At 51.5% G+C, this 20815-nt stretch carries 15 protein-coding genes; 7 read left to right on the top strand and 8 right to left on the bottom strand.

Annotation, left to right across the window (positions count from 1 at the left end):
• Window positions 1-14: 14 nt before the first annotated feature.
• From Q0Z70_RS00450 to Q0Z70_RS00435, 4 genes are all read right to left on the bottom strand, one after another.
• The gene (locus tag Q0Z70_RS00450) at window positions 15-1304 is read right to left on the bottom strand and encodes a DUF4010 domain-containing protein (RefSeq protein ID WP_298071579.1); all 1290 of its coding nucleotides are present in this window, start codon (window positions 1302-1304) and stop codon (window positions 15-17) included.
• A 75-nt stretch (window positions 1305-1379) separates the two neighbouring features.
• Window positions 1380-1847: a CYTH domain-containing protein gene (locus Q0Z70_RS00445; RefSeq protein ID WP_298071578.1), complete on the bottom strand. Its 468-nt coding sequence runs from the start codon at window positions 1845-1847 to the stop codon at window positions 1380-1382.
• The gene (locus tag Q0Z70_RS00440) at window positions 1848-1982 is read right to left on the bottom strand and encodes a hypothetical protein (RefSeq protein WP_298071577.1); all 135 of its coding nucleotides are present in this window, start codon (window positions 1980-1982) and stop codon (window positions 1848-1850) included.
• A 210-nt stretch (window positions 1983-2192) separates the two neighbouring features.
• On the bottom strand, window positions 2193-2822 hold the full coding sequence (locus Q0Z70_RS00435; RefSeq protein WP_298071576.1) for an ElyC/SanA/YdcF family protein: 630 nt from the start codon (window positions 2820-2822) through the stop codon (window positions 2193-2195).
• A gap of 728 nt (window positions 2823-3550) precedes the next feature.
• On the opposite strand from Q0Z70_RS00435, the gene Q0Z70_RS00430 reads away from it, so the two are divergent.
• Both Q0Z70_RS00430 and rbr read left to right on the top strand, forming a co-directional pair.
• Window positions 3551-4360 (top strand): lipocalin family protein, encoded by an 810-nt coding sequence (locus tag Q0Z70_RS00430; RefSeq protein WP_298071575.1) that lies wholly within the window; start codon window positions 3551-3553, stop codon window positions 4358-4360.
• A 385-nt stretch (window positions 4361-4745) separates the two neighbouring features.
• On the top strand, window positions 4746-5324 hold the full coding sequence (rbr, locus tag Q0Z70_RS00425; protein WP_298071574.1) for a rubrerythrin: 579 nt from the start codon (window positions 4746-4748) through the stop codon (window positions 5322-5324).
• A gap of 152 nt (window positions 5325-5476) precedes the next feature.
• Here the strand turns inward: rbr and nadB are convergent, their stop codons facing one another.
• Complete coding sequence (gene nadB / locus Q0Z70_RS00420; RefSeq protein ID WP_298071573.1) at window positions 5477-7072, bottom strand: L-aspartate oxidase; 1596 nt, start codon at window positions 7070-7072, stop codon at window positions 5477-5479.
• 97 nt (window positions 7073-7169) lie between these two features.
• On the opposite strand from nadB, the gene Q0Z70_RS00415 reads away from it, so the two are divergent.
• From Q0Z70_RS00415 to Q0Z70_RS00405, 3 genes are all read left to right on the top strand, one after another.
• Complete coding sequence (locus Q0Z70_RS00415) at window positions 7170-7577, top strand: PH domain-containing protein (RefSeq protein ID WP_298071572.1); 408 nt, start codon at window positions 7170-7172, stop codon at window positions 7575-7577.
• Between the two features lie 402 nt (window positions 7578-7979).
• A complete protein-coding gene (mutS, locus tag Q0Z70_RS00410; protein ID WP_298071571.1) occupies window positions 7980-10598 on the top strand; it encodes a DNA mismatch repair protein MutS in 2619 nt (872 codons plus the stop codon).
• Between the two features lie 576 nt (window positions 10599-11174).
• On the top strand, window positions 11175-12272 hold the full coding sequence (locus Q0Z70_RS00405) for an acyltransferase (RefSeq protein WP_298071568.1): 1098 nt from the start codon (window positions 11175-11177) through the stop codon (window positions 12270-12272).
• Between the two features lie 13 nt (window positions 12273-12285).
• On the opposite strand, the gene lgt is transcribed toward Q0Z70_RS00405, so the two are convergent.
• Both lgt and ychF read right to left on the bottom strand, forming a co-directional pair.
• The gene (gene lgt, locus Q0Z70_RS00400; RefSeq protein WP_298071566.1) at window positions 12286-13179 is read right to left on the bottom strand and encodes a prolipoprotein diacylglyceryl transferase; all 894 of its coding nucleotides are present in this window, start codon (window positions 13177-13179) and stop codon (window positions 12286-12288) included.
• A 43-nt stretch (window positions 13180-13222) separates the two neighbouring features.
• Window positions 13223-14326 carry a redox-regulated ATPase YchF gene (ychF, locus tag Q0Z70_RS00395; RefSeq protein WP_298071564.1) on the bottom strand — a complete coding sequence of 368 codons (1104 nt, stop codon included), beginning with the start codon at window positions 14324-14326 and terminating at the stop codon, window positions 13223-13225.
• Window positions 14327-15311: 985 nt separating this feature from the next.
• On the opposite strand from ychF, the gene Q0Z70_RS00390 reads away from it, so the two are divergent.
• Together Q0Z70_RS00390 and Q0Z70_RS00385 are read left to right on the top strand one after the other, a co-directional pair.
• A complete protein-coding gene (locus tag Q0Z70_RS00390) occupies window positions 15312-16748 on the top strand; it encodes an MBOAT family protein (protein ID WP_298071562.1) in 1437 nt (478 codons plus the stop codon).
• A 9-nt stretch (window positions 16749-16757) separates the two neighbouring features.
• A complete protein-coding gene (locus tag Q0Z70_RS00385) occupies window positions 16758-17717 on the top strand; it encodes a hypothetical protein (RefSeq protein WP_298071560.1) in 960 nt (319 codons plus the stop codon).
• A 246-nt stretch (window positions 17718-17963) separates the two neighbouring features.
• Here Q0Z70_RS00385 and polA read toward each other — a convergent pair whose 3' ends face one another.
• Window positions 17964-20813, bottom strand: a complete 2850-nt coding sequence (polA, locus tag Q0Z70_RS00380; RefSeq protein WP_298071558.1) for a DNA polymerase I — start codon at window positions 20811-20813, stop codon at window positions 17964-17966.
• Between the last annotated feature and the right edge of the window lie 2 nt (window positions 20814-20815).

The raw sequence follows: 20815 nt of genomic DNA, 5'->3' as shown, positions 1-20815 counted from the left end.
GTGGTGGATGCCGCTTATACCAGATAGAAGAATAGAAGCAGAGACAGGTTTATGGCAATTACAATGCCGAAGCCTCGCAAGATCCAAGGACGGAGGGTGCTTTTCCGTCCGGCGAACCCCAACCCGTAGCACATGTTTACGATGATATTACTGATGATGGCCTGCATGCTGCAAGCTGTAATGACGACGGTGGCTACCCTGCCGGTGCCTTGCAGCAAGTTGAGAATAAAGGGAGTAATATCGCTGAAGCCGGAAATAAAGGAGAGCAGGTTCAGACCTTCGGTTCCGGCGTAAATCAAGGTGTAGTGGGTAGCCACTGTAAATACGACGAACAATACGGCGAAGATCAGTGCAACTTTGAATTCCAGCGGATTGCTGCTGTCTTCTTCCTCCACTCTGCCTATTACGGAAGCCGGCAGTCTGGAGTGTATATACCAGGCTACGCCGGCCGTGACTATTGCCATAATCAGGAGATAAGGGTAGATACAGGCTAATGTCTCACGGCTGAAGATGCCGATCAGTATCAGGAAGCGCAAAAACATCATGCTCACAGCCATTAGCATGGAAGCGGCATATTCAGGAGCCTCTTCCGCTGTAGCCGAACGGCTTTTACGCGCCAGCACGGAAATGGTGGCCGTACTGCTGTAAAGTCCGCCTATGATGCCGGAAACCAACAGACCGGACTGATGGAACACATATCGCCGCAACAGATAGGAAAGGTAAGAGATGCCCGAAACGACGACCGTTGCCAGCCAGATGCTGTAAGGTGCCAGGTCGATACCCGGTATCAGGTTCTCTTTGGGAAGCATGGGGAGGATGATGCCGCTGATAGCAAGAAACTTGGCCAAAGTCGTCATTTCATCGTTTTTCATGCGTTGGGCCAGCTCGGTGAAAGTATGCTTCAATTCGGTGAACAGCAATACCGTTACGACAACCATTACATAAAACCAGGAAGGCTGGGTCGCTACGATAGGAGCCAGGCAGTAGGTTATCAAGGCAATGACAATGGTTGTCACACCGAACACGCGGTAGCGTGTCTGCTTTACATAATAGTTTAGAGCCAATAGCAGCCCCAATATCATACCTCCGCCCATGAACAGCCGATAGTCCGTAGGGTCAAGAATGTAGAGCAAGTAGCCCAGAATGCCGATGAAGGTGAATGTACGGTCGGTTCCGAAGAGTGTAGTCTCGCCCTCGCGCTTCAGGCTTATTCTTCGTTGTGAAAGCCCGATGAGCAGAGAGAAAAGGGTTACCAGAACGAAATTAACCAATTCCCCGGGTAAGTATTGATATAGTTTTCCCATAAACGGCCTTGTGTCCCTGTAGTCTCTTTGGCAGGGGGAATTTAAATGGATAATGTATGCAGGCCCTTTCCGGCACTACCATTGTGTATAGGGGTGTTTCATCAGTTGTGAATTATAGTAGCGGATGTCACCCGTTACCTCTTGTCCGATAAAATCCGGTTTCTCAAAAGTCTCATCTTCCGAGGCCAGTTCTACTTCTGCGATAACCAGTCCTGCGTTGTCACCGTAGAATTCGTCTACTTCGAAGACATGGTTTCCGCTCTGTACCAAGTAGCGCGTCTTGTCAATAACTCCCGGCTCACAGAGTTTCATCAGTTCCTGTGCTTCGTCGAGCGGTATTTCCTTTTCCCATTCATATCGGCTCATGCCTGTAGCATCCGATGCTCCTTTGATGGTGAGATAACCTTGGGTTCCACGAATTCTGACGCGTACAGTCCGTCCTCTTGCACTACAGATGTACCCCTGCACAATGCGGCTGTGGGCGTAGGCTTGCGCTTTGTATTCTCCTTCAACCAAGAATTTGCGTTCTATTTCCTGTCCCATTTATGCCAGATAAGTAAAGGCAACAAACATCAGGACGGCTATAATTACGGCTGCCACTCCTAAACCGATCATTACCTTTCTGCCTTGTTGCTCTTCTTTGCGAGTGTGCATCATTTTCTTTTCTTTCTTGCCCATAATACTGTCTCATTTAAAGTTCAACGTCGAACAAAGTAAGTGAGAATTTGGGAAGAAAGCAAGCGAAACGGGAATATTTTTTCAAGAACGCATTTATTTGGATTGACACTCTTGTTGTTTTGCTTGTTTGTCGATTATCATCCGTTGGGCGAAGAACCTGCTGCCTGATGCAGGTAGGGTTTTGAATGTCGAAATAGCATCCCGTCCACGTTATTTTATATTCGGGGTGTTTATATCAATGAACATTTTAATGCGGGCAAGGTATTCGCGTAAGGTATTCTTTATACGGTTGCGACGGATTGGAGACGGCTCAGCATTATAGCCTACGGCATGAAGTCCATAGTGATCTGCAAGGTATATAGCTCGTTCATTGTGATATTTCTGCGAAATCAGGGTCACGCTGTCAAGTCCATAAACCTTCTTTGCTTTGACTATGGAATGGAGTGTGCGCGTACCTTCATAGTCAAGGATTATTCTATCGGTTGGAATACCTTTCGCCATAAGAGAGTCTCGAATGGCTGTCGGCTCGTCACAGCCGTTCTTTTGAGATTGAGTATAATTGCCGCCGCTGGCTATGATGAAATGAATTTTACCGGCTTTATACAATTCGTCTGCCGCTTTAATGCGATTGTCAAAATAGAAATTATGTGCGCCTTCGGGCGTAATTGGAGAGGTGGCAAGGAGTAATCCGTAACAGTTGTGAGGGATAGAAACAACATCGTCATAGGTTCTGCCGTAGGCATTGCCAACCACAATAAAGTGGCATGTAAGGATTGTTACGATAAGTAAGATATAAATTGAAATTGCAATCCTCAGGAACCGCTTGAATAATCTTTTCATTCTTAGTTTAACGTGAGTTCGAAATAAAAGCTGACTTGTTCATTTGATTATTAGGAATATAGCGGCAAAAGCATTAAACTTATAGTGCTGAATTATAAGACTTGAACGATTACCGCTATATTTCCAGAGCCTAAAGTTACAGAGATTTATTGTTTGGCCGATGATTTTTGCAAGAAATATGCGTTGTAACCAAAGTTAAAAGCAACATGAGGAGTTTACTGACGGGCATTTCCGACAGGATTTTTCTCAGAAAAAGCCTTGATTGAAACCGTCAGTAATGGGCAACCGGTTATTTTCTAATTATATTCGAGCTCACGTTAATTACTTACTACCGATATGTTTTGAAGCATTAAAACCTACATTTTTCAGCGTTTTATTTAGCTATTCAAAATCTTTCGCTAACTTTGCAACAATTTCAGAGGCCTTAATGCGTTAAGGCACTGGAAGGACATATTTAACGAAAGGTGTTATTGAGATTATCTTCTATAATCAAATCTCGCAAATTTGAAATGGAACGAAGATGGTAGCAATAGCACCCCGCTATTTGATATATACCTACCTTATGTTTATAAGGCTTTTAGATATTGTCAAATTGGTGTGGGTAGCTGTTGTTTTATTCGTTCCATAGGCAATGCGAGAGCCTGATTATAGGATAAAGCAGATATAGTTCCCACACTTTATTTTTTATCCGCTTTCTTCGGGGAATTGGGAAGCCTAAACTTAAATATATGCTTTCATTTTTTAAAGATGTGCTTTTAGGTTTGATCAAAGGCTTGTGCAACGTGATTGCATTCGGCATCCATTGGACTTTAGGGATACTACTCTTTCTACTATTATGGAAAAACGATATTCTCTCTACTATTAGGGATGATAAAGAGAGAGTAATCCAATTAGTTACTGCAATAAATATTAAATCTTGTTTGAAACCATTAGTAGGGCTATTATCTTCATTATTAATAAAGCCATTATTTATATTATACATACTCCTAGTGTTTAACTGGGAGTCTTTAGGAGTGGAAATTACGACAATTAAAGGTAATTGGCAATCAGAAAAACTTAATGATGGCAGCTACAATACGATTCGATTATCAAATAACGGAGATTTTGATTCTTATCGAATGGTTACAGACACAACCTATTCAAAATATGTTCATGGTACATGGTTGAATAAAGGCGATACAATATCATTATATTCACAAGGCAAAGATAGAGAAGACCTTATTATCATACAACTGTCAACGGATAAAATGACAGTTAAAGTCGGATATGATTATTTCATAATGACAAGAAAATATATTATAGACCCAGTCTATTATGAATTCTTTGAACACTATAATTTAGATGGATTCCATGAATCCTTTAAATTCTATGAACTCGTTGAACTTAAAGGAGAAGGTATTTGGTATTGGATCGATAAGGGAGTAGGTTGGCTATGTGGGCTATGGTTTGCTATGATAATTATTGCTATCTCCGCATTCATAATAATAAGAATACGGATATGTAAAAAGCAGCACAGAGATACGTACAACCACAAATGATACAAATCACACAGATACGAGTACAACCATTTACACTTTTACATGGGAATAGTTTTTTGAAACTATAACTAATACAAAAAGCCAACCCACCCCATTACGGATAAGTTGGCTTTTTCAGTTCTAAAACATTACATTTAAGTTAAGGTGAAAGCCTGTTTGCCTCTATAAAGCATCGTTTTATTCCTCGTAAAGCATTGCTTTTTTCGGGTGAAAGCGATTTATATTGTTTCGTAATCCCTGTTTCTGCCGCATGATAGATTTTGTTTATGATGCAATAGAAAAATCCGATAGACTTGGATGATAGGCATTTGGAGTCTTTTTCCTACATTTGCAGCATAAGAGACCAACAGAACGGAATATTAACCCTTTTAAAAACTGAATGATTATGACTAAGAGTATCAAAGGAACCCGCACAGAGAAGAATCTGGTGACTTCGTTTGCCGGCGAATCGCAGGCACGCATGCGCTACACTTACTTTGCCGGTGTGGCCAAGAAGGAAGGTTACGAACAGATTGCCGCCATCTTTATGGAGACAGCCGATCAGGAGAAAGAGCACGCCAAGCGTATGTTCAAGTGGCTCGAAGGCGGTATGGTAGAGATTACGGCCAGCTATCCCGCAGGGGTTATCGGCACGACGCTCGAAAATCTTCAGGCGGCTGCTGCCGGCGAACACGAAGAGTGGTCGCTTGACTACCCCAAGTTTGCCGACATGGCCGACGAGGAAGGCTTCCCCGAAATCGCTTTGATGTACCGCAACATTGCCATCGCCGAGAAGGGACACGAAGAGCGTTATCAGGCTTTTGTAAACAACATCCAGAACAATGCCGTATTTGCCAGGGAAGGCGAAGTGGTGTGGCAGTGCCGCAACTGCGGATTTATCTATGTGGGCGAGAAGGCTCCTGAGCTGTGCCCTGCATGCCAGCATCCGCAGGCTTACTTTGAAGTGAAGAAAGAAAACTGGTAAGATTCGGACGTTCATCCATTCTATAAGTAAAGACCCATTGGCCGTGTCGGGCGGACGTTGCCAATGGGTTTTACTTTTGTGTCGATAGAGCCGGCGTGTTATCGTGATGTTTCTTGTAAGATGGAAGGCCTGTTATGGCTCGTCGATGGATGTCATAAGACCGATTTTGTGTCGGCCTCGTCGGCATGATGCGGATAGTCGATGGTGTAGTGCAGCCCTCGGCTTTCCTTGCGATCCATGGCCTGCTTTGTGATGAGGTAGCCTACGTTGATCATGTTGCGCAGTTCGCACAGCTCGCGCGTGGCTTTGCAGCGCTTGAAGAGGCGTTCGGTCTCTTCGTAAAGGATGTCCAAGCGGTTCCAGGCGCGGGTCAGGCGCACGTTGCTGCGCACGATGCCCACATACGACTCCATAATCTGGTTCACTTCCTTCATGCTCTGCGTGATGAGTACGCGTTCCTCGCCCGTGATGGTGCCTTCGTCGTTCCATTCGGGAATGTCGTCGTTGAAGTCGTAACGCTCCAGCACGCTCAGGGCATGCTTGGCGGCTGCGTCGGCATAGACTACGGCTTCGATGAGCGAGTTCGAGGCTAAACGGTTGCCGCCGTGCAGGCCCGTGCACGAACATTCGCCGATGGCGTAGAGGCGGCGGATGCTGCTCTGCCCGTCAAGGTCCACTTTGATGCCTCCGCACAGGTAGTGGGCGGCGGGCGCTACGGGGATGTAGTCTTTCGTAATGTCGATGCCGATACTGAGACACTTCTGGTAGATGTTGGGGAAGTGGCGCTTTGTCTCTTCGGGGTCTTTGTGGGTGACATCCAGGTAGACATGATCCTCCCCCCGGAGCTTCATTTCGTTGTCGATGGCACGGGCCACGATGTCGCGCGGAGCAAGCGATAGGCGCGGGTCGTACTTCTGCATAAACTCCTTACCGTCCATTGTGCGGAGCACGCCGCCGTAGCCTCGCATGGCTTCGGTGATGAGAAACGAGGGGCGGTCGCCCGGATGGTAGAGGGCGGTGGGGTGGAACTGGATGAACTCCATGTCCTTTACCGCTCCTTTGGCGCGGTAGACCATGGCGATACCGTCGCCCGTAGCCACCAGCGGATTGGTGGTGTGGCGGTAAACGGCCTCGCAGCCTCCCGTAGATATGACGGTTATCCTGGAGAGGAAGGTGTCTACTTCGCCCGTAGCCTCGTTCAGCACATAGGCGCCATAGCACTTGATGCCCGGTGTGTAGCGCGTCACGATGATGCCCAGATGGTGTTGTGTGATGATTTCCACCGCATAGTGTTCGGTGAATATGGTGATGTTGGGATGCCGTTTCACAGCTTTGATGAGCGAAGTCTGTATCTCGGCTCCCGTGTTGTCTTTGTGGTGCAGGATGCGGAACTCCGAGTGTCCGCCTTCCTTGTGCAGGTCGAAAGTCCCGTCTTCCTTCTTATCGAAGTTCACACCCCACTTGATGAGTTCCTTGATTTGTGCGGGAGCGTTGCGTACCACCTTCTCTACGGCGGCGCGGTCGTTGATCCAGTCACCGGCTATCATGGTGTCTTCGATATGCTTCTCGAAGTTGTCTACGGCCAGATTGGTCACCGACGCGATGCCTCCCTGCGCAAAATAGGTGTTGGCTTCTTCCATTCCGGCCTTACAGATGAGGGCTACCGTCCCCTTTTCCGCCACTTTCAGGGCGAAGCTCATACCGGCTATTCCAGAGCCGATGACGAGGAAATCGAACTTTCTTACCATAACGATGTGTATTAGCTGGATGCAAAACTACAAAATAACTGCGTTGCTTGTGCGTTTTGCTGTCGAAAATCCATATCTTTACCGCAAAAAAAGAGAAATGACAGACCGAGTCTTCCATGCCCGCATCGGTGCGGCCCAGTATCTAGCCCTGTTTCTGTTTACCTTCATGCTGGTCTATTGCCTGTGGGTGAAATACATTCTGATAGCCGTGTTGTGGAGCATTCTGTTGTTCCATTTCATTGAAAAAGTCATTCATACCACCTATACGCTGACTGCCGACGGGCGGCTGCTCATTTACAAGGGACGTTTTTCCCGCAGTCGTGAACGTCCGTTGGCCGAGGTGATGTCGGTGGAACGGCGTTCGTCCATGCAGATGGCGGGCCGTGTGTTGGTGCGCTATGTGCGGGTGTACTATAAGGATGGCAGGCATGATGTCCTCCGGCCCGCCAATGAAGAAGATTTCGTGCGGCTCCTGGAGAAGCGGCGGAATGAATTGGTTTCTTAATGTTGTTTTGCCATGAACTTTTCTTTTAAATAAGAAAAGGGAAGAACATTTGAGGTTTTGCTGACGTAGGCTTGTGTCGGATCGGACAGAAGAGAAGGGGCATTCATTCTGTAGATGAGCAAGTAAGAGTTCTGCTGTCCCTGGCATACGGGCATAAAAAAAGGAGTACCGCTGTACTCCAACCTTTGTTAACCTTAAAATCTAATACTATGAAAAACACGTTGCAAAGGTACGGACTTTTGGGAAACCTGCAAATTCTGCAAGAAAAAACGTGTGTTATATAACATGTTTTATGAATAGACACTATTTTGTTAAGGGTTGCTAAGGTTTTGAAGCTCGTGGATGCTTGTTTTCTAAAAAAGATTTATCTTTGTTTCTGTTTAATTGTTAAGTCGAATCCTCATGAACGAAGAGATTGTCCCTACCCCGATGATGAAGCAGTTTCTCGAACTCAAGGCGAAACATCCCGACGCCGTGATGCTGTTTCGCTGCGGAGACTTCTATGAAACCTATTCGACCGATGCCGTTGTGGCTTCCGAAATCTTGGGCATCACGCTGACCAAGCGTGCCAACGGCAAGGGGAAGACCGTCGAAATGGCCGGATTTCCTTATCATGCGCTCGACACGTACCTGCCCAAACTCATCCGTGCAGGCAAGCGTGTGGCCATCTGCGATCAGCTGGAAGACCCTAAGCTCACCAAGAAATTAGTGAAGCGCGGTATCACAGAGCTGGTGACGCCCGGTGTCAGCATAAACGACAACATGCTGAACTACCGGGAGAATAACTTCCTGGCCGCCGTGCATTTCGGCAAGGGAGCCTGCGGCGTGGCTTTCCTTGACATTTCGACGGGGGAGTTTTTGACGGCGGAAGGGCCGTTTGATTACGTCGACAAGTTGCTCAATAACTTCGGCCCCAAGGAAGTACTCTTCGAGCGGGGCAAGCGACCGATGTTCGAAAGCAATTTTGGCAGCAAGTTCTTTACGTTCGAATTGGACGACTGGGTGTTCACCGAGATAACGGCTCGCGAGAAGTTGCTGAAGCATTTCGAGGTGAAGAACCTGAAAGGGTTCGGCGTGGAGCATCTGAAGAACGGTATCATCGCCTCAGGAGCCATCCTGCAATACCTCGTCATAACGCAGCACACGCAGATAGGCCACATCACGTCGCTGGCCCGTATCGAGGAAGATAAATACGTCCGATTGGACAAGTTCACCGTGCGCAGCCTCGAACTGATGGGTTCGATGAACGACGGAGGCAGTTCGCTACTCAGCGTTATCGACAAAACCATCTGCCCTATGGGCGCCCGCCTGATGAAGCGTTGGCTGCTGTTCCCGTTGAAGGACATGCGTCCCGTCAACGATCGCTTGGATGTAGTAGAATACTTCTTCCGCAAGCCGGACTTCCGTGACCTGGTGGAAGAGCAGCTGCATCGCATCGGTGACCTGGAGCGCATCTTGTCGAAGGTGGCTGTGGGCCGCGTCAATCCCCGCGAGTTGGTGGCGCTGAAAGTAGCCTTGCAGGCCGTCGAACCCATTAAGCAAGCCTGTCTTGAGGCCGACAATGCCAGCCTGAACCGCATCGGCGAGCAGCTCAACGTCTGCCAGTCCATCCGCGACCGCATTGACCGTGAAATCAACAATGACCCGCCGCTGCTGGTCAACAAGGGAGACGTCATCAGATCCGGTGTCAGCTCCGAACTCGATAAACTGCGCCAGATAGCCTATAGCGGCAAGGACTACCTGCTCCAGCTCCAGCAGCGCGAAAGTGAACTGACGGGCATACCGAGCCTGAAGATAGGTTACAACAGCCTCTTCGGCTACTACATCGAGGTGCGCAACGTCCATAAGGAGAAAGTTCCTAAGGAGTGGATACGCAAACAGACGCTGGTCAACGCCGAACGCTATATCATCCAGGAACTGAAGGAATACGAGGAGAAAATAATCGGTGCGGAAAGCGAGATACTGGCGCTCGAAATGCAGCTCTACAACGAACTGGTACAGGCCTTGAGCGAGTTCATCCCTGCCATCCAAATCAATGCCAACCAGGTGGCCCGCCTCGACTGCCTCCTGTCGTTCGCTACGGCCGCGCGCGAAAACAACTACATCCGCCCCGTCCTTTCGGACGACGATGTGCTCGACATCCGCCAGGGACGCCATCCCGTCATCGAGAAGCAGCTCCCCATTGGCGAGAAGTATGTGGCCAACGATGTGATGCTTGACAGCCGGACGCAGCAGATCATCGTCATCACCGGTCCCAATATGGCGGGTAAGTCGGCCCTGCTCCGTCAGACGGCTCTCATCACTCTCATGGCGCAGATAGGCTGCTTCGTGCCTGCCGAGAGTGCACATATCGGGCTGGTGGACAAGATATTTACCCGTGTGGGCGCGAGCGATAACATCTCCGTAGGCGAGTCGACCTTCATGGTAGAGATGAACGAGGCCTCCGATATTCTGAACAACCTGTCGCCGCGCAGCCTCGTGCTCTTCGACGAGCTGGGGCGCGGCACGTCGACCTACGACGGCATTTCCATCGCCTGGGCCATTTTGGAGTATATCCACGAACATCCCAGAGCCAAGGCACGCACCCTCTTTGCCACGCACTATCACGAACTGAACGAGATGGAGAAGAGCTTCGGACGCATCAAGAACTACAATGTGGCGGTGAAGGAAGTGGACGGCAAAGTCATCTTCCTGCGCAAGCTGGAGCGGGGCGGCAGTGCGCATTCTTTCGGTATTCACGTAGCCAGGCTGGCAGGTATGCCCAAGAGCATCGTGAAGCGCGCCGACGAAATCCTGAAGCAACTGGAGCGCGAGAACCGTCAGACGGGTACCGTCACGGGTAAGACCATCACCGAAGGACCGTCGTCGGCCGGCGGCATGCAGCTCAGTTTCTTCCAGTTGGACGATCCCGTGCTGTGCCAGATACGCGACGAGATTCTGAACCTCGACGTCGACAACCTGACACCGATTGAGGCGCTGAACAAGCTGAATGACATCAAGCGGATAGTGAAAGGGAAATAATCGGGGCAAGGCTTGTTTTCTTGGCTTAAAAAGCCTTAACTTTGCAGCGAGAAATGAATGAAACAGAATAGATTAAAAGGAGAATAGTACGAAACGGATATTAAAGAGTGAATAAAGTATAAGTATTTGCATTTGTTTCTTGTATAGAAAAAACGACCCGAACAAATCCAAAAGAGACAAAATGTGGATACACCCGGATGGGGTGTGTTCTGTCGGTTTGCCTTGGTTTGGATTCAGGTGATTTGGTCGTTACCTTCTATACGCCGGGCAAGCAGCGAACACCCCTTTTCTGTATCGGTACTTTTCTTCCCGTAGGACAAACCGTTAAATAAAAAAGAGTATGACATAGAATAAAATAACTTTTCATTATATTGCCCCGCCGGCGTTTCTTGTGTTAGAAAAAACGACCAATTTTATCTGAACGAATCCGAAGAAATAGTGCAGGTCAGTACACCCCGTTTTGATTTATTGTGGATGGGCGTGTCCTTTACTGTGTGTATTTCCTCATTACGAAATGGCAGTAGGGACATGCTTTTTAGTTTCTTTTTTTAATCACAATTTAATCAAAACAAATTTATGGGTAAAAACGATTTGCGCTCACAGGCGCTGGATTTGTTGCGCTTTCCGTTGGCGGTGGTAGTGCTGACGATTCACACTTTCTCGTCGGAAGGGCTTGAACTGCGTGGGCAGGAACTGACGTTCGCAGACCATTCGCTTTTCATGGAAATCAACCGTTGGATTGATGCTTTTCTACGGGGGCAGAGTGTCCCGATTTATTATTTCATTTCGGGTTTCGTCTTTTTTTTAGGGGTGGAGATGACGAAGGAGACCTATCTCCGCAAGTTCAAAAACCGGGTGAAGTCGCTCGTCATTCCTTATGTCATTTGGAACGTACTGGCTTTAGTGCTGCTGATAGCTATTACCTTCAATCCGCTTTTCAGCCGATATACGTCAGGGCTTGGCTTCACGTTTTCGTGGCGGGACTTGCTCTCCTGTTTTTGGGTATGTGACATGCTGCCGTCCGAAGGTATGTTCCAGGTAAATGCCCCTCTTTGGTTCGTGCGCGACCTGATTGTCATTGTGTTGTGCACCCCTTTGCTGCATGTGCTTATCAAGCGCCTGGGACGTTATTTTATCTGCTTGCTGGGACTTTTCTGGTTTGTCGTGCCTCATTTGCACCTTAATTTGCTGGGTTTTGAGCATGCACTTTTCTTCTTCTGCTGGGGAGCCTATATGAGTATCAACCGTAAGGACATGTTGCAAGTGTTCGGACGGTATTTCAAGGTTTCCGTCTTTCTCTATCTGCTGCTGGGTGTGCTCCACATGGTGGCGGCGCATGATTGGCCGGAAGCACAGGAAGTCATCAAGCAACTGAATGTTCTGGCGGGACTGGTCTTTGCCTATAATGTTGCAGCCTGGCTGCTGAAACGGGGTATCTGTAAGGTAAATCCTTTCTTGGCATCGGCGAGTTTCTTTGTGTATGTGGCACATAGCTTGGTAGTGGGCCGGCTGCTGAAACTGCTGTTCATCACCTTCGCTCCCGCGACGGATTGGTCTTTGCTGCTGGTGTACACTTCGGCTGTTGTCCTGACGGTGTTCTTATTGCTGGGCACGTTCTATGTGATGCGCCGCTACACGCCCCGCCTGCTGAAGGTGGTGGCAGGCAGGAAGTGAACGAAGCGGGTCGCTATCTCCTGCGCCCGTAGAGGAACATGAAATAAAGCCCGATAAGAACGAAAGGCACACTGAGCCACTGCCCCATGTTCAGCGTCATGCTTTCCTCGAAGTCCACCTGGTTCTCCTTGAGGAACTCGATGAAGAAGCGGAAGATGAAAATCTCCGTCAGGCAAAGCCCGAAGAAGAAGCCGCGAGGATAGGGCAGGGACGCTGCCGGTGCATCGGACTTGGCGGCCTTGCTGAAGTCGGTGCGCGGTGGTGCGGCGGAAGCCTGTTTCTGTCCGCGCCTGTACAGCCACACCATGCCGAGGAAGAAGATGAAGTAGGCCAATGCCTCGTAGAACTGGGCCGGATGGCGGGGTACCATGTCCACACGCTCGAAGACGAAGGCCCAGGGAACATCCGTCGGGCGGCCGATAATCTCGGAGTTCATCAGATTGGCCAGACGGATGCAGCAGGCAGTCAGGGGAGTGGCTACGGCAATCATGTCGAGCACGTCCATGTAGTGCATCTTCGTCTTGCGGCAGTAGAGCCAGAGGGCGAAGATGAGGCCCAGCGTGCCGCCGTGACTGGCAAGCCCTTCGTAGCCCGTAAACTTCCAGCCGCCGTTCGGGAGGAACTTCACGGGAAGAATCATTTCCCAGAAATGATGCAGGTAATAGTCGGGCTGGTAGAACAGGCAGTGCCCCAGGCGGGCACCGATGAGGACGCCGAAGAAGCAATAGAAGAACAGCGGTTCGAACTTGTCGCCGGCGATGCGGCGGTCGCGGTATTCCCTCTGCACGATGAAGTAGGCAAAAGCCAGGCCGACGACCCACAGCAGGCCATAGTAACGGATGGAGATGCCGAAAAGGTTGAACAGTTCGGGGTCGGGGTTCCAGTGAATGTTGAGTAACGGTAGCATGACGTTTCTTCCTTGATTTTAAAGTAATCGTTGTCTTGTGTCCTTATACGTTGAAGCGGAAGTGCATGATGTCGCCGTCCTGCACCACGTAGTCCTTGCCTTCGACGCTGAGCTTGCCGGCTTCGCGCACGGCCGCTTCGGAACCGTACCTGATGTAGTCGTCGTACTTGATAACCTCGGCGCGGATGAAACCCTTCTCGAAGTCGGTGTGGATGATGCCGGCACACTGCGGCGCCTTCCAGCCCTTGCGGTAGGTCCAGGCCTTGACTTCCATTTCGCCGGCGGTGATGAACGTTTCCAGGTCGAGCAGGCTGTAGATGGCCTTGATGAGGCGGTTGCAGCCGCTTTCCTTCAGGCCGAGGTCTTCGAGGAACATCTGCTTCTCCTCGTAGGTTTCCAGTTCGGCAATGTCGGCTTCGGTCTGGGCGGAGATGAACATCAGCCGGGCATCTTCACCCTCGACGGACTTGCGCACCTGCTCCACGTAGGCGTTTCCGGTGGCGGCGGAGGCGTCGTCGACGTTGCACACGTAGAGCACGGGCTTGGTGGTGAGCAGAAACATCTGCCTGGCGCAGGCCTCTTCGTCCTCGTTCTGCGGGACGACGGTCCGCGCGCTTTTGCCCTGCTCCAGTGCTGCCTTGTAGCGGAGCAGCAGTTCGTATTCCAGCCGGGCGTTCTTGTCGCCGCCCACTTTGGCTGCCTTTTCTACGCGCTTGATGCGGTTTTCCACCGTTTCGAGGTCTTTCAGCTGGAGTTCGGTGTCGATGATTTCCTTGTCGCGCACGGGGTCGACGGAGCCGTCCACATGGACGATGTTACCGTTGTCGAAGCAGCGCAGCACGTGGATGATGGCATCGCACTCGCGGATATTGCCCAGGAACTGGTTGCCCAAGCCTTCGCCTTTGCTGGCGCCCTTGACCAGTCCGGCAATGTCGACGATGTCGCACACGGCAGGGACGATGCGGCCCGGATGGACGATTTCGGCCAGTCGGGTCAGCCGTTCGTCGGGCACGGACACCTGCCCCATCTGCGCGTCGATGGTACAGAACGGAAAGTTGGCTGCCTGCGCCTTCGCACTGGACAGGCAGTTGAAGAGGGTGGATTTTCCCACGTTGGGAAGGCCCACGATACCTGCTTTTAATGCCATAGTCTATTCTATATTATATTCAACCTAACAGGCTGCAAAGATAGCTCTTTTATTTTTCTATTCCCCGAAGGTTCGGTGAAAAATGCCTCACGAATGTGTGCCCCGGTCGGCCGTCCGCTCTTTCCGTTGATTGTTTTTCCCTGTTTCGCGCGGCGGCATCCCCGACGGACGTTAGGCGGCACCGGAAGGTTGCTGTATATATTTATTACCGGTACGGAATAACGGCTTCTGTCGACTAAGTTAATCGACGATGATCGCTTAAGTTAATCGACGATGATCGCTTAAGTTAGTCGATGATGATCGCTTAAGTTAATCGACAATGATCGCTTAACTTAATCGACTGAACCCCCTTCAGAACACCTTCTGGCGGGGTCCGAACACCTTTTTTTAGCGATGGCAAAAGGTAGGAAAAGGACCGGAAAGCAGGCCCTTTTTGTCAGTATTTTTCAGTCAGTCCCCGCATTGCCTTGCTTTCGGATGCCGGCAGCCTGCGCCTTCGCACCGGACAGGCCGTCGGGAGAGGGTGGGTTTCCCCGCGTCGGGAAGGGCCGCAATGCCCCGCTTTTAGTGCCATAACTCTTTTCTTTTATCGTTTTTTACTATTTTTGCGCGACAACATCCCTTTGAGCGTTGTATTGTATCGGAATTTGGTTAACTTTGCAGCGTTTTTCCCCACGTTGCCCGTTGCGGCAAAAGAAGGAAAGACGAGTTTTGTGAACATATTACGAAAGCGTTTTGGCTTTATCCGAGTTCTAAAAATCGCCAAATTTTAACTCAACAGGATAAACAATACAGACGCTCGTGCTATTCAGTACGCATGCCCTTTCTGCGGGTGTGCGCATACGTCTGGCGTGGGATGTTGTTGTTTTATTGTTGAGTGGGTGTTTGGCGATACCTTAGAACTGATAAACAAAAATTCCCACGTCTTTCGCGTATTTATGGGCGCTGTCTTTGGGAATTGGGCAGCAAATAAATCGCTGATATTGTGCTTTTCAATTCGATTGAATTCCTGGTTTTCCTGCCTGCGGTCTTCCTGCTCTATTGGTTCGTGTTCAGGCAACTGAAGTGGCAGAACTTTTTCCTGGTGGTGGTCAGTTATGTGTTTTATGGTTGGTGGGACGGACGTTTTCTCATCCTGATTGCGCTTACCACCTTGTTCAGTTATTGCAGCGGAAGGCTGATAGAAGCCTTCGAAGGCAAACGAAGGCGGCAGAAGGCTGTGAGCGTTGCCAACATCGTGCTCAACCTTTCCATTCTCGGTGTGTTCAAATACTACAACTTCTTTGCCGAAAACCTGGCCGCCCTGCTCCGCAGCCTGGGAGTGGAAGCGGACGGGGTGACGCTGGACATCCTGCTGCCGGTGGGCATCAGTTTCTACACCTTTCAGGCGTTGAGCTACAGCATTGATGTCTACCGGAAGAAACTGCCTGCCTGCCGGGACATCGTGGCTTTCTTTGCCTACGTCAGTTTCTTTCCCCAGCTGGTGGCGGGGCCTATCGAACGCGCCACCAACCTCCTGCCGCAGTTCTATCGCCCGCGTTCGTTCGATTATGCGCAGGCCGTGGACGGCTGCCGGCAGATGTTGTGGGGATTCTTCAAGAAGGTGGTGGTGGCGGATAATTGCGCTGCCGCCGTCAACCTGATTTGGGACAGCTATACCGAACAGTCGGGCTTCACGCTGCTGACAGGCGGCATCCTCTTTACGTTCCAGATATACGGCGACTTCTCCGGCTATTCGGACATCGCCATCGGCACGGCACGCCTGTTCGGCATCGACCTGATGCGCAACTTCAACTTCCCTTACTTTTCGAGGAACATAGCGGAGTTCTGGCGACGCTGGCACATCTCGCTCACCACGTGGTTCCGCGATTACATCTACATTCCGCTGGGCGGCAGCCGCTGCGCCCGCCGCAAGGTCATGGCGAACACGATGATTATCTTCTTGGTGAGCGGGTTGTGGCACGGCGCCAACTGGACGTTTGTCGTGTGGGGCGCCTATCATGCCTTGCTGTTCTTCCCGCTTATGCTGCTGGGGACGAACCGGAAGTACACCGGCGCGGTGGCGGCAGGGCGGCGGATGCCTTCCGTCGGGGAGCTGGGGCAGATGCTTCTCACGTTCCTGCTCGTCGTGGCGGGGTGGATTGTCTTCCGCGCCGAGAGTATCGGGCAGGCGTGGGACTACCTGAACAGGATGTGTTCGCCGTCGCTGTTCCAGCTTTCGATGGCGTATGGCAAGCGGGCCGGGCTTTATGCGGCGGTTCTGCTGGCGGTGGAGTGGCTGCAACGCGACAAGCAGCATGCGTTGCAGATAGACGGCGCGGTGAAAGCGCCCGCGTTGCGCTGGTGCGTTTATTATATGTTGGTTCTGTCGGTGCTTTTCTTGAAAGGTATGCAGGCGGAGTTTATTTACTTTCAATTTTAAAGGAGAATTATGAAGAAGTTTTTGTTGCGTATCGTGTGCATCGGCATCCCTCTGTTGGCGGTGCTGGTGTTGTTTGAATGGTCGCTGCGCCGTATTCCCAACCCGTATGTGTTCAAGGACGAACTGATAGCCCGCAAGGCCGGGGCGATAAAGACGCTGGTCATAGGGAGTTCGGTGGCCGACTACGGCATTTTTCCGGCTTATCTGGGCGATAGTGCTTACAGCCTGGCGATAAGCGGAGAGTGGGTGAAGTATAACGAAGCCTCCCTGATGCGTTTCATCGACGACATGCCCCGCCTGAAGACGATACTTTGGGGTGTCTGCTTCCAGATGTTGTGGAAGGATGATGATTATACCGGAATATTTATCGGGGAAGGGGCAGGAGAATTATTATCAAAAGCGGAGCAGCGCATCTATCGCGGCATTTCGTCGGGTAACCGCAATCCGCTTTATGACATCGAGTGCATCCAGAACTTTCCGGTAAGTTTTGAAAAATGGAAGAAGTACTACCTGCTGCATCAGCCGACGGTGTGCATCGACAGTCTGGGTTTCGATTATACGTTTGCCTTGTCGGAACGCAAATCCGGTTGGAAAGATTGGAAAGCGGCTGTTTCGGGTCATTCGGTGACGGATGTGAACGACAAAGTGTGTCGGGAGGTCTACCGGCTGAACTGCGAGCGGATGCTTCGCGTGGCAAAGGCCTGCCGGGAGCGGGGTGTGCGTCTCTGTCTGGTGGTGCCGCCCGTGCACGAACTCTATTATACGCATGTGGGCGATGAACAGTTGCGGCTGATGTACGCCGCGATGGATGAAGTGCGCCGGCAGTGCGACAACGTGGTGTGCATGGACTACTTCAGAGACACGCGCTTTGCGGACGACGATTTCTACGACGTGAACCATTTGTCCGACGTAGGCGCCCGGAAGTTTACGCGCATCCTTGCCGAGGATCTTCCGCGCCGGCTGCCTTGACCGGAGCCTGCGGTTTGTGTATATATTTATTACCGCTCCCGAATACCCCTCTCTGTCGATACGGAACAACGGCTTCTGTCGATACGGAAGATCGACGTTGATCGATACGGGGGATCGATTAGACCCCCTTCAGAACACCTTCTGGCGGGGGTCCGAAGCCCTCTTTTTAGCGAAAGCAAATGGGAGGAAAACGGCCGGAAAGCAGGCCTGTTTTGTCAGTATTTTTCAGTCAGTCCAATCCCCGCGTTAATGCGCCTCCAGCCAGTTGGTTCCCCAGCCGCAGTCGGCCTTGAGAGGGACGCGCATGCGGTAGGCGTTCTCCATTTCCTCGATGACGATTTGCTGCACGAGTTCTTTTTCGGCCGTCGGGACGCTGAAGTTCAGTTCGTCGTGGACTTGCAGAATCATCTTTGCCTTCAGGCCGTTGCTTTGGAAGCGCCGGTGGATGCGGGCCATCGCCACTTTGATGATGTCGGCGGCGCTGCCCTGGATGGGTGCGTTGATGGCGTTTCGTTCGGCATAGCCGCGCACGACGGCGTTGTGCGAGTTGATGTCGGGCAGGAAGCGCTTGCGGTGGAAGACGGTTTCCACGTAGCCTTGTTCGCGGGCCACGTCGATGCTGCGGTCCATGTAGGCCTTTACGCGGGGATAGGTGGCGAAGTAGCCGTCTATCAGGTCTTTGGCTTCCTGACGGGAGACGTTCATGCGTTCGGCCAGCCCGAAGACCGAGATGCCGTAGATGATGCCGAAGTTCGCCGTCTTGGCCTTGCGGCGCATGTCGGGAGTGACGTCGCCGATGCTTGTCTTGTATATCTTGGCGGCGGTGGCGGCATGGATGTCGTGCCCCTCGACGAAGGCTTCTATCATGTCGGGGTCTTCGCTGAGATGGGCCATGATGCGCAGCTCTATCTGCGAATAGTCGGCCGAGAAGAATTCGCAGCCGTCGTCGGGAATGAAGGCCTTGCGGATTTCCTTGCCGTCCTCGTCACGGATGGGAATGTTCTGCAGGTTGGGGTTGCTTGAGCTGAGGCGGCCGGTGGCAGTGACGGCCTGGTTGAACGAGGTGTGGATGCGTCCTGTCCGAGGGTTGATGAGCAGGGGCAGGGCTTCGACGTAGGTGCCCAGTAACTTCTTCAGGCCCCGGTGTTCCAGTATCTTGCCCACGATGTCGTGTTTGCCGCGCAGGCTTTCGAGCACTTCCTCGGAGGTGACGTATTGGCCGGTTTTGGTCTTCTTGGGCTTTTCCGCCAGCTTGAGATTGTCGAAGAGCACTTCGCCCACCTGTCTGGGCGAGGCGATGTTGAAGGCTCCGCCTGCCAGTGCGTAGATCTCTTCCTCGATTTGCCGGGTGCGGGCGTTGAAGTGCGAGGCCGACTGCTTCAGGGCTTCGGTGTCCAGACGCACGCCGTTGCTCTCGATGTTCACGAGGACGGGGACAAGCGGCATTTCTATTTCGTGGAAGAGGTGCTCCACGCCTTGCGCCTTGAGTTCTTTCTCAAGTACGTTTTTCAGCTTCAGGGTGACGTCGGCGTCTTCGCAGGCGTAGCGGTAGACGTCGGCGGGGGCGAGGTCGCGCATGCTCTTCTGTCCTTTGCCTCGCGGGCCGATGAGTTGGTCGATGTGGATGGTGCGGTAGTGCAGGTAGATTTCGGCCAGATAGTCCATGTTGTGTCGCAGTTCGGGCTGGAGCACGTAGTGGGCGAGCATGGTGTCGAAGAGCGGGCCTTGCACACGGACGCCGTAGTTCTGAAGAACAATCATGTCGTACTTGATGTTCTGTCCGACCTTGAGTGACTTGGGGTTCTCGTAGAGCGAGCGAAGCTCGTTTACAATGTTGAGAGCTTCTTGCCGGTCGACCGGAACGGGAACGTACCACGCCCGGTTTTCGGCGTCGCTGAAGCTCATGCCCACCAATTCGGCCTCCATCGGCTCGGTGCCTGTCGTTTCCGTATCTATTGAGAGAATTTCCGTTGTCAATAACTTTTGAAGAAAAGCGTGCCTTTTCTCTTCTGTATCAACAAGTTGATAGTCCGTCTCGATTGTTTCTAAGCTGCTGAGAATCGAATTTTCGGCGCCGCCCGCCCCCTCGCCCGCAAACAACGCAAACAAATCGCCTTGAGCGGCGGTCTTCGGAGCGGCTTCCTCCGTAGTGGACGGCCGGGCGAAGAGTGTGCCGGCAAATGGGTCGGCCGAAGCGGAGGGTAAGGGAGTGGGGGCTTCGTCTTTCTTGAACACGCGGTCGATGAGAGTGCGGAATTCCAGTTCTTCGAAAATCCGTCGCAATGTCTCCTTGTCGGGTTCTTTGCGGAGGAGGGCCTGCATGTCGAGTCCGATGGGGACGTCGGTCTTGATGGTGGCCAGAAACTTGGAAAAGGCAATCTGCTCTTTGTTCGTTTCGACCTTCGTCTTCAGGGTGCCATTCAACTGATCGGTATTGGCCAGCAGGTTCTCGATGCTGCCGAACCGGGCGATAAGCTTCTGTGCCGTTTTCTCGCCCACTCCCGGACAGCCGGGGATGTTGTCCGATGCGTCGCCCATCAGGCCCAGCATGTCGATGACTTGTCGGGCAGACCGGATGTCGAACTTCGCCTTGACTTCCTCCGTACCCATCACTTCGAAGCCGCCCGTGTGCTTGGGGCGGTACATGAAGACGTGTTCGCCCACCAGCTGGCCGTAGTCCTTGTCGGGCGTCATCATGTAGGTGGTGATGCCCTGCCGTCCGGCTTCGGTGGCCAGTGTGCCTATCACGTCGTCGGCCTCGTAGCCCGGCACTTCGAGGATGGGGATGCGGTAGGCGCGGATAATGTCCTTTATAATAGGTACGGAGAAGCGGATTGTTTCGGGCGTTTCTTCACGCTGGGACTTGTACTGCTCGTAGGCCTCGTGGCGAAAGGTAGGCCCGGCCGGGTCGAAGGCCACGCCGATGTGTGTAGGGTTCTCTTTCTTGAGCACTTCTTCGAGGGTGTTGACGAAGCCTAAGATGGCTGAGGTATTCTGTCCTTTCGAGTTGATTCGCGGGTTCTTGATGAGTGCATAATAGGCGCGGTAGATGAGCGCGTATGCGTCGAGCAGGAAAAGTCTATCGGTTGAATTCATAC

The sequence above is a fragment of the uncultured Bacteroides sp. genome, assembly GCF_947632445.1.
Classification (GTDB): Bacteria; Bacteroidota; Bacteroidia; order Bacteroidales; family Bacteroidaceae; genus Bacteroides.
The sequence above is the reverse complement of the archived record's forward strand: the minus strand, read 5'-3'. Positions and strand labels throughout refer to the sequence as shown.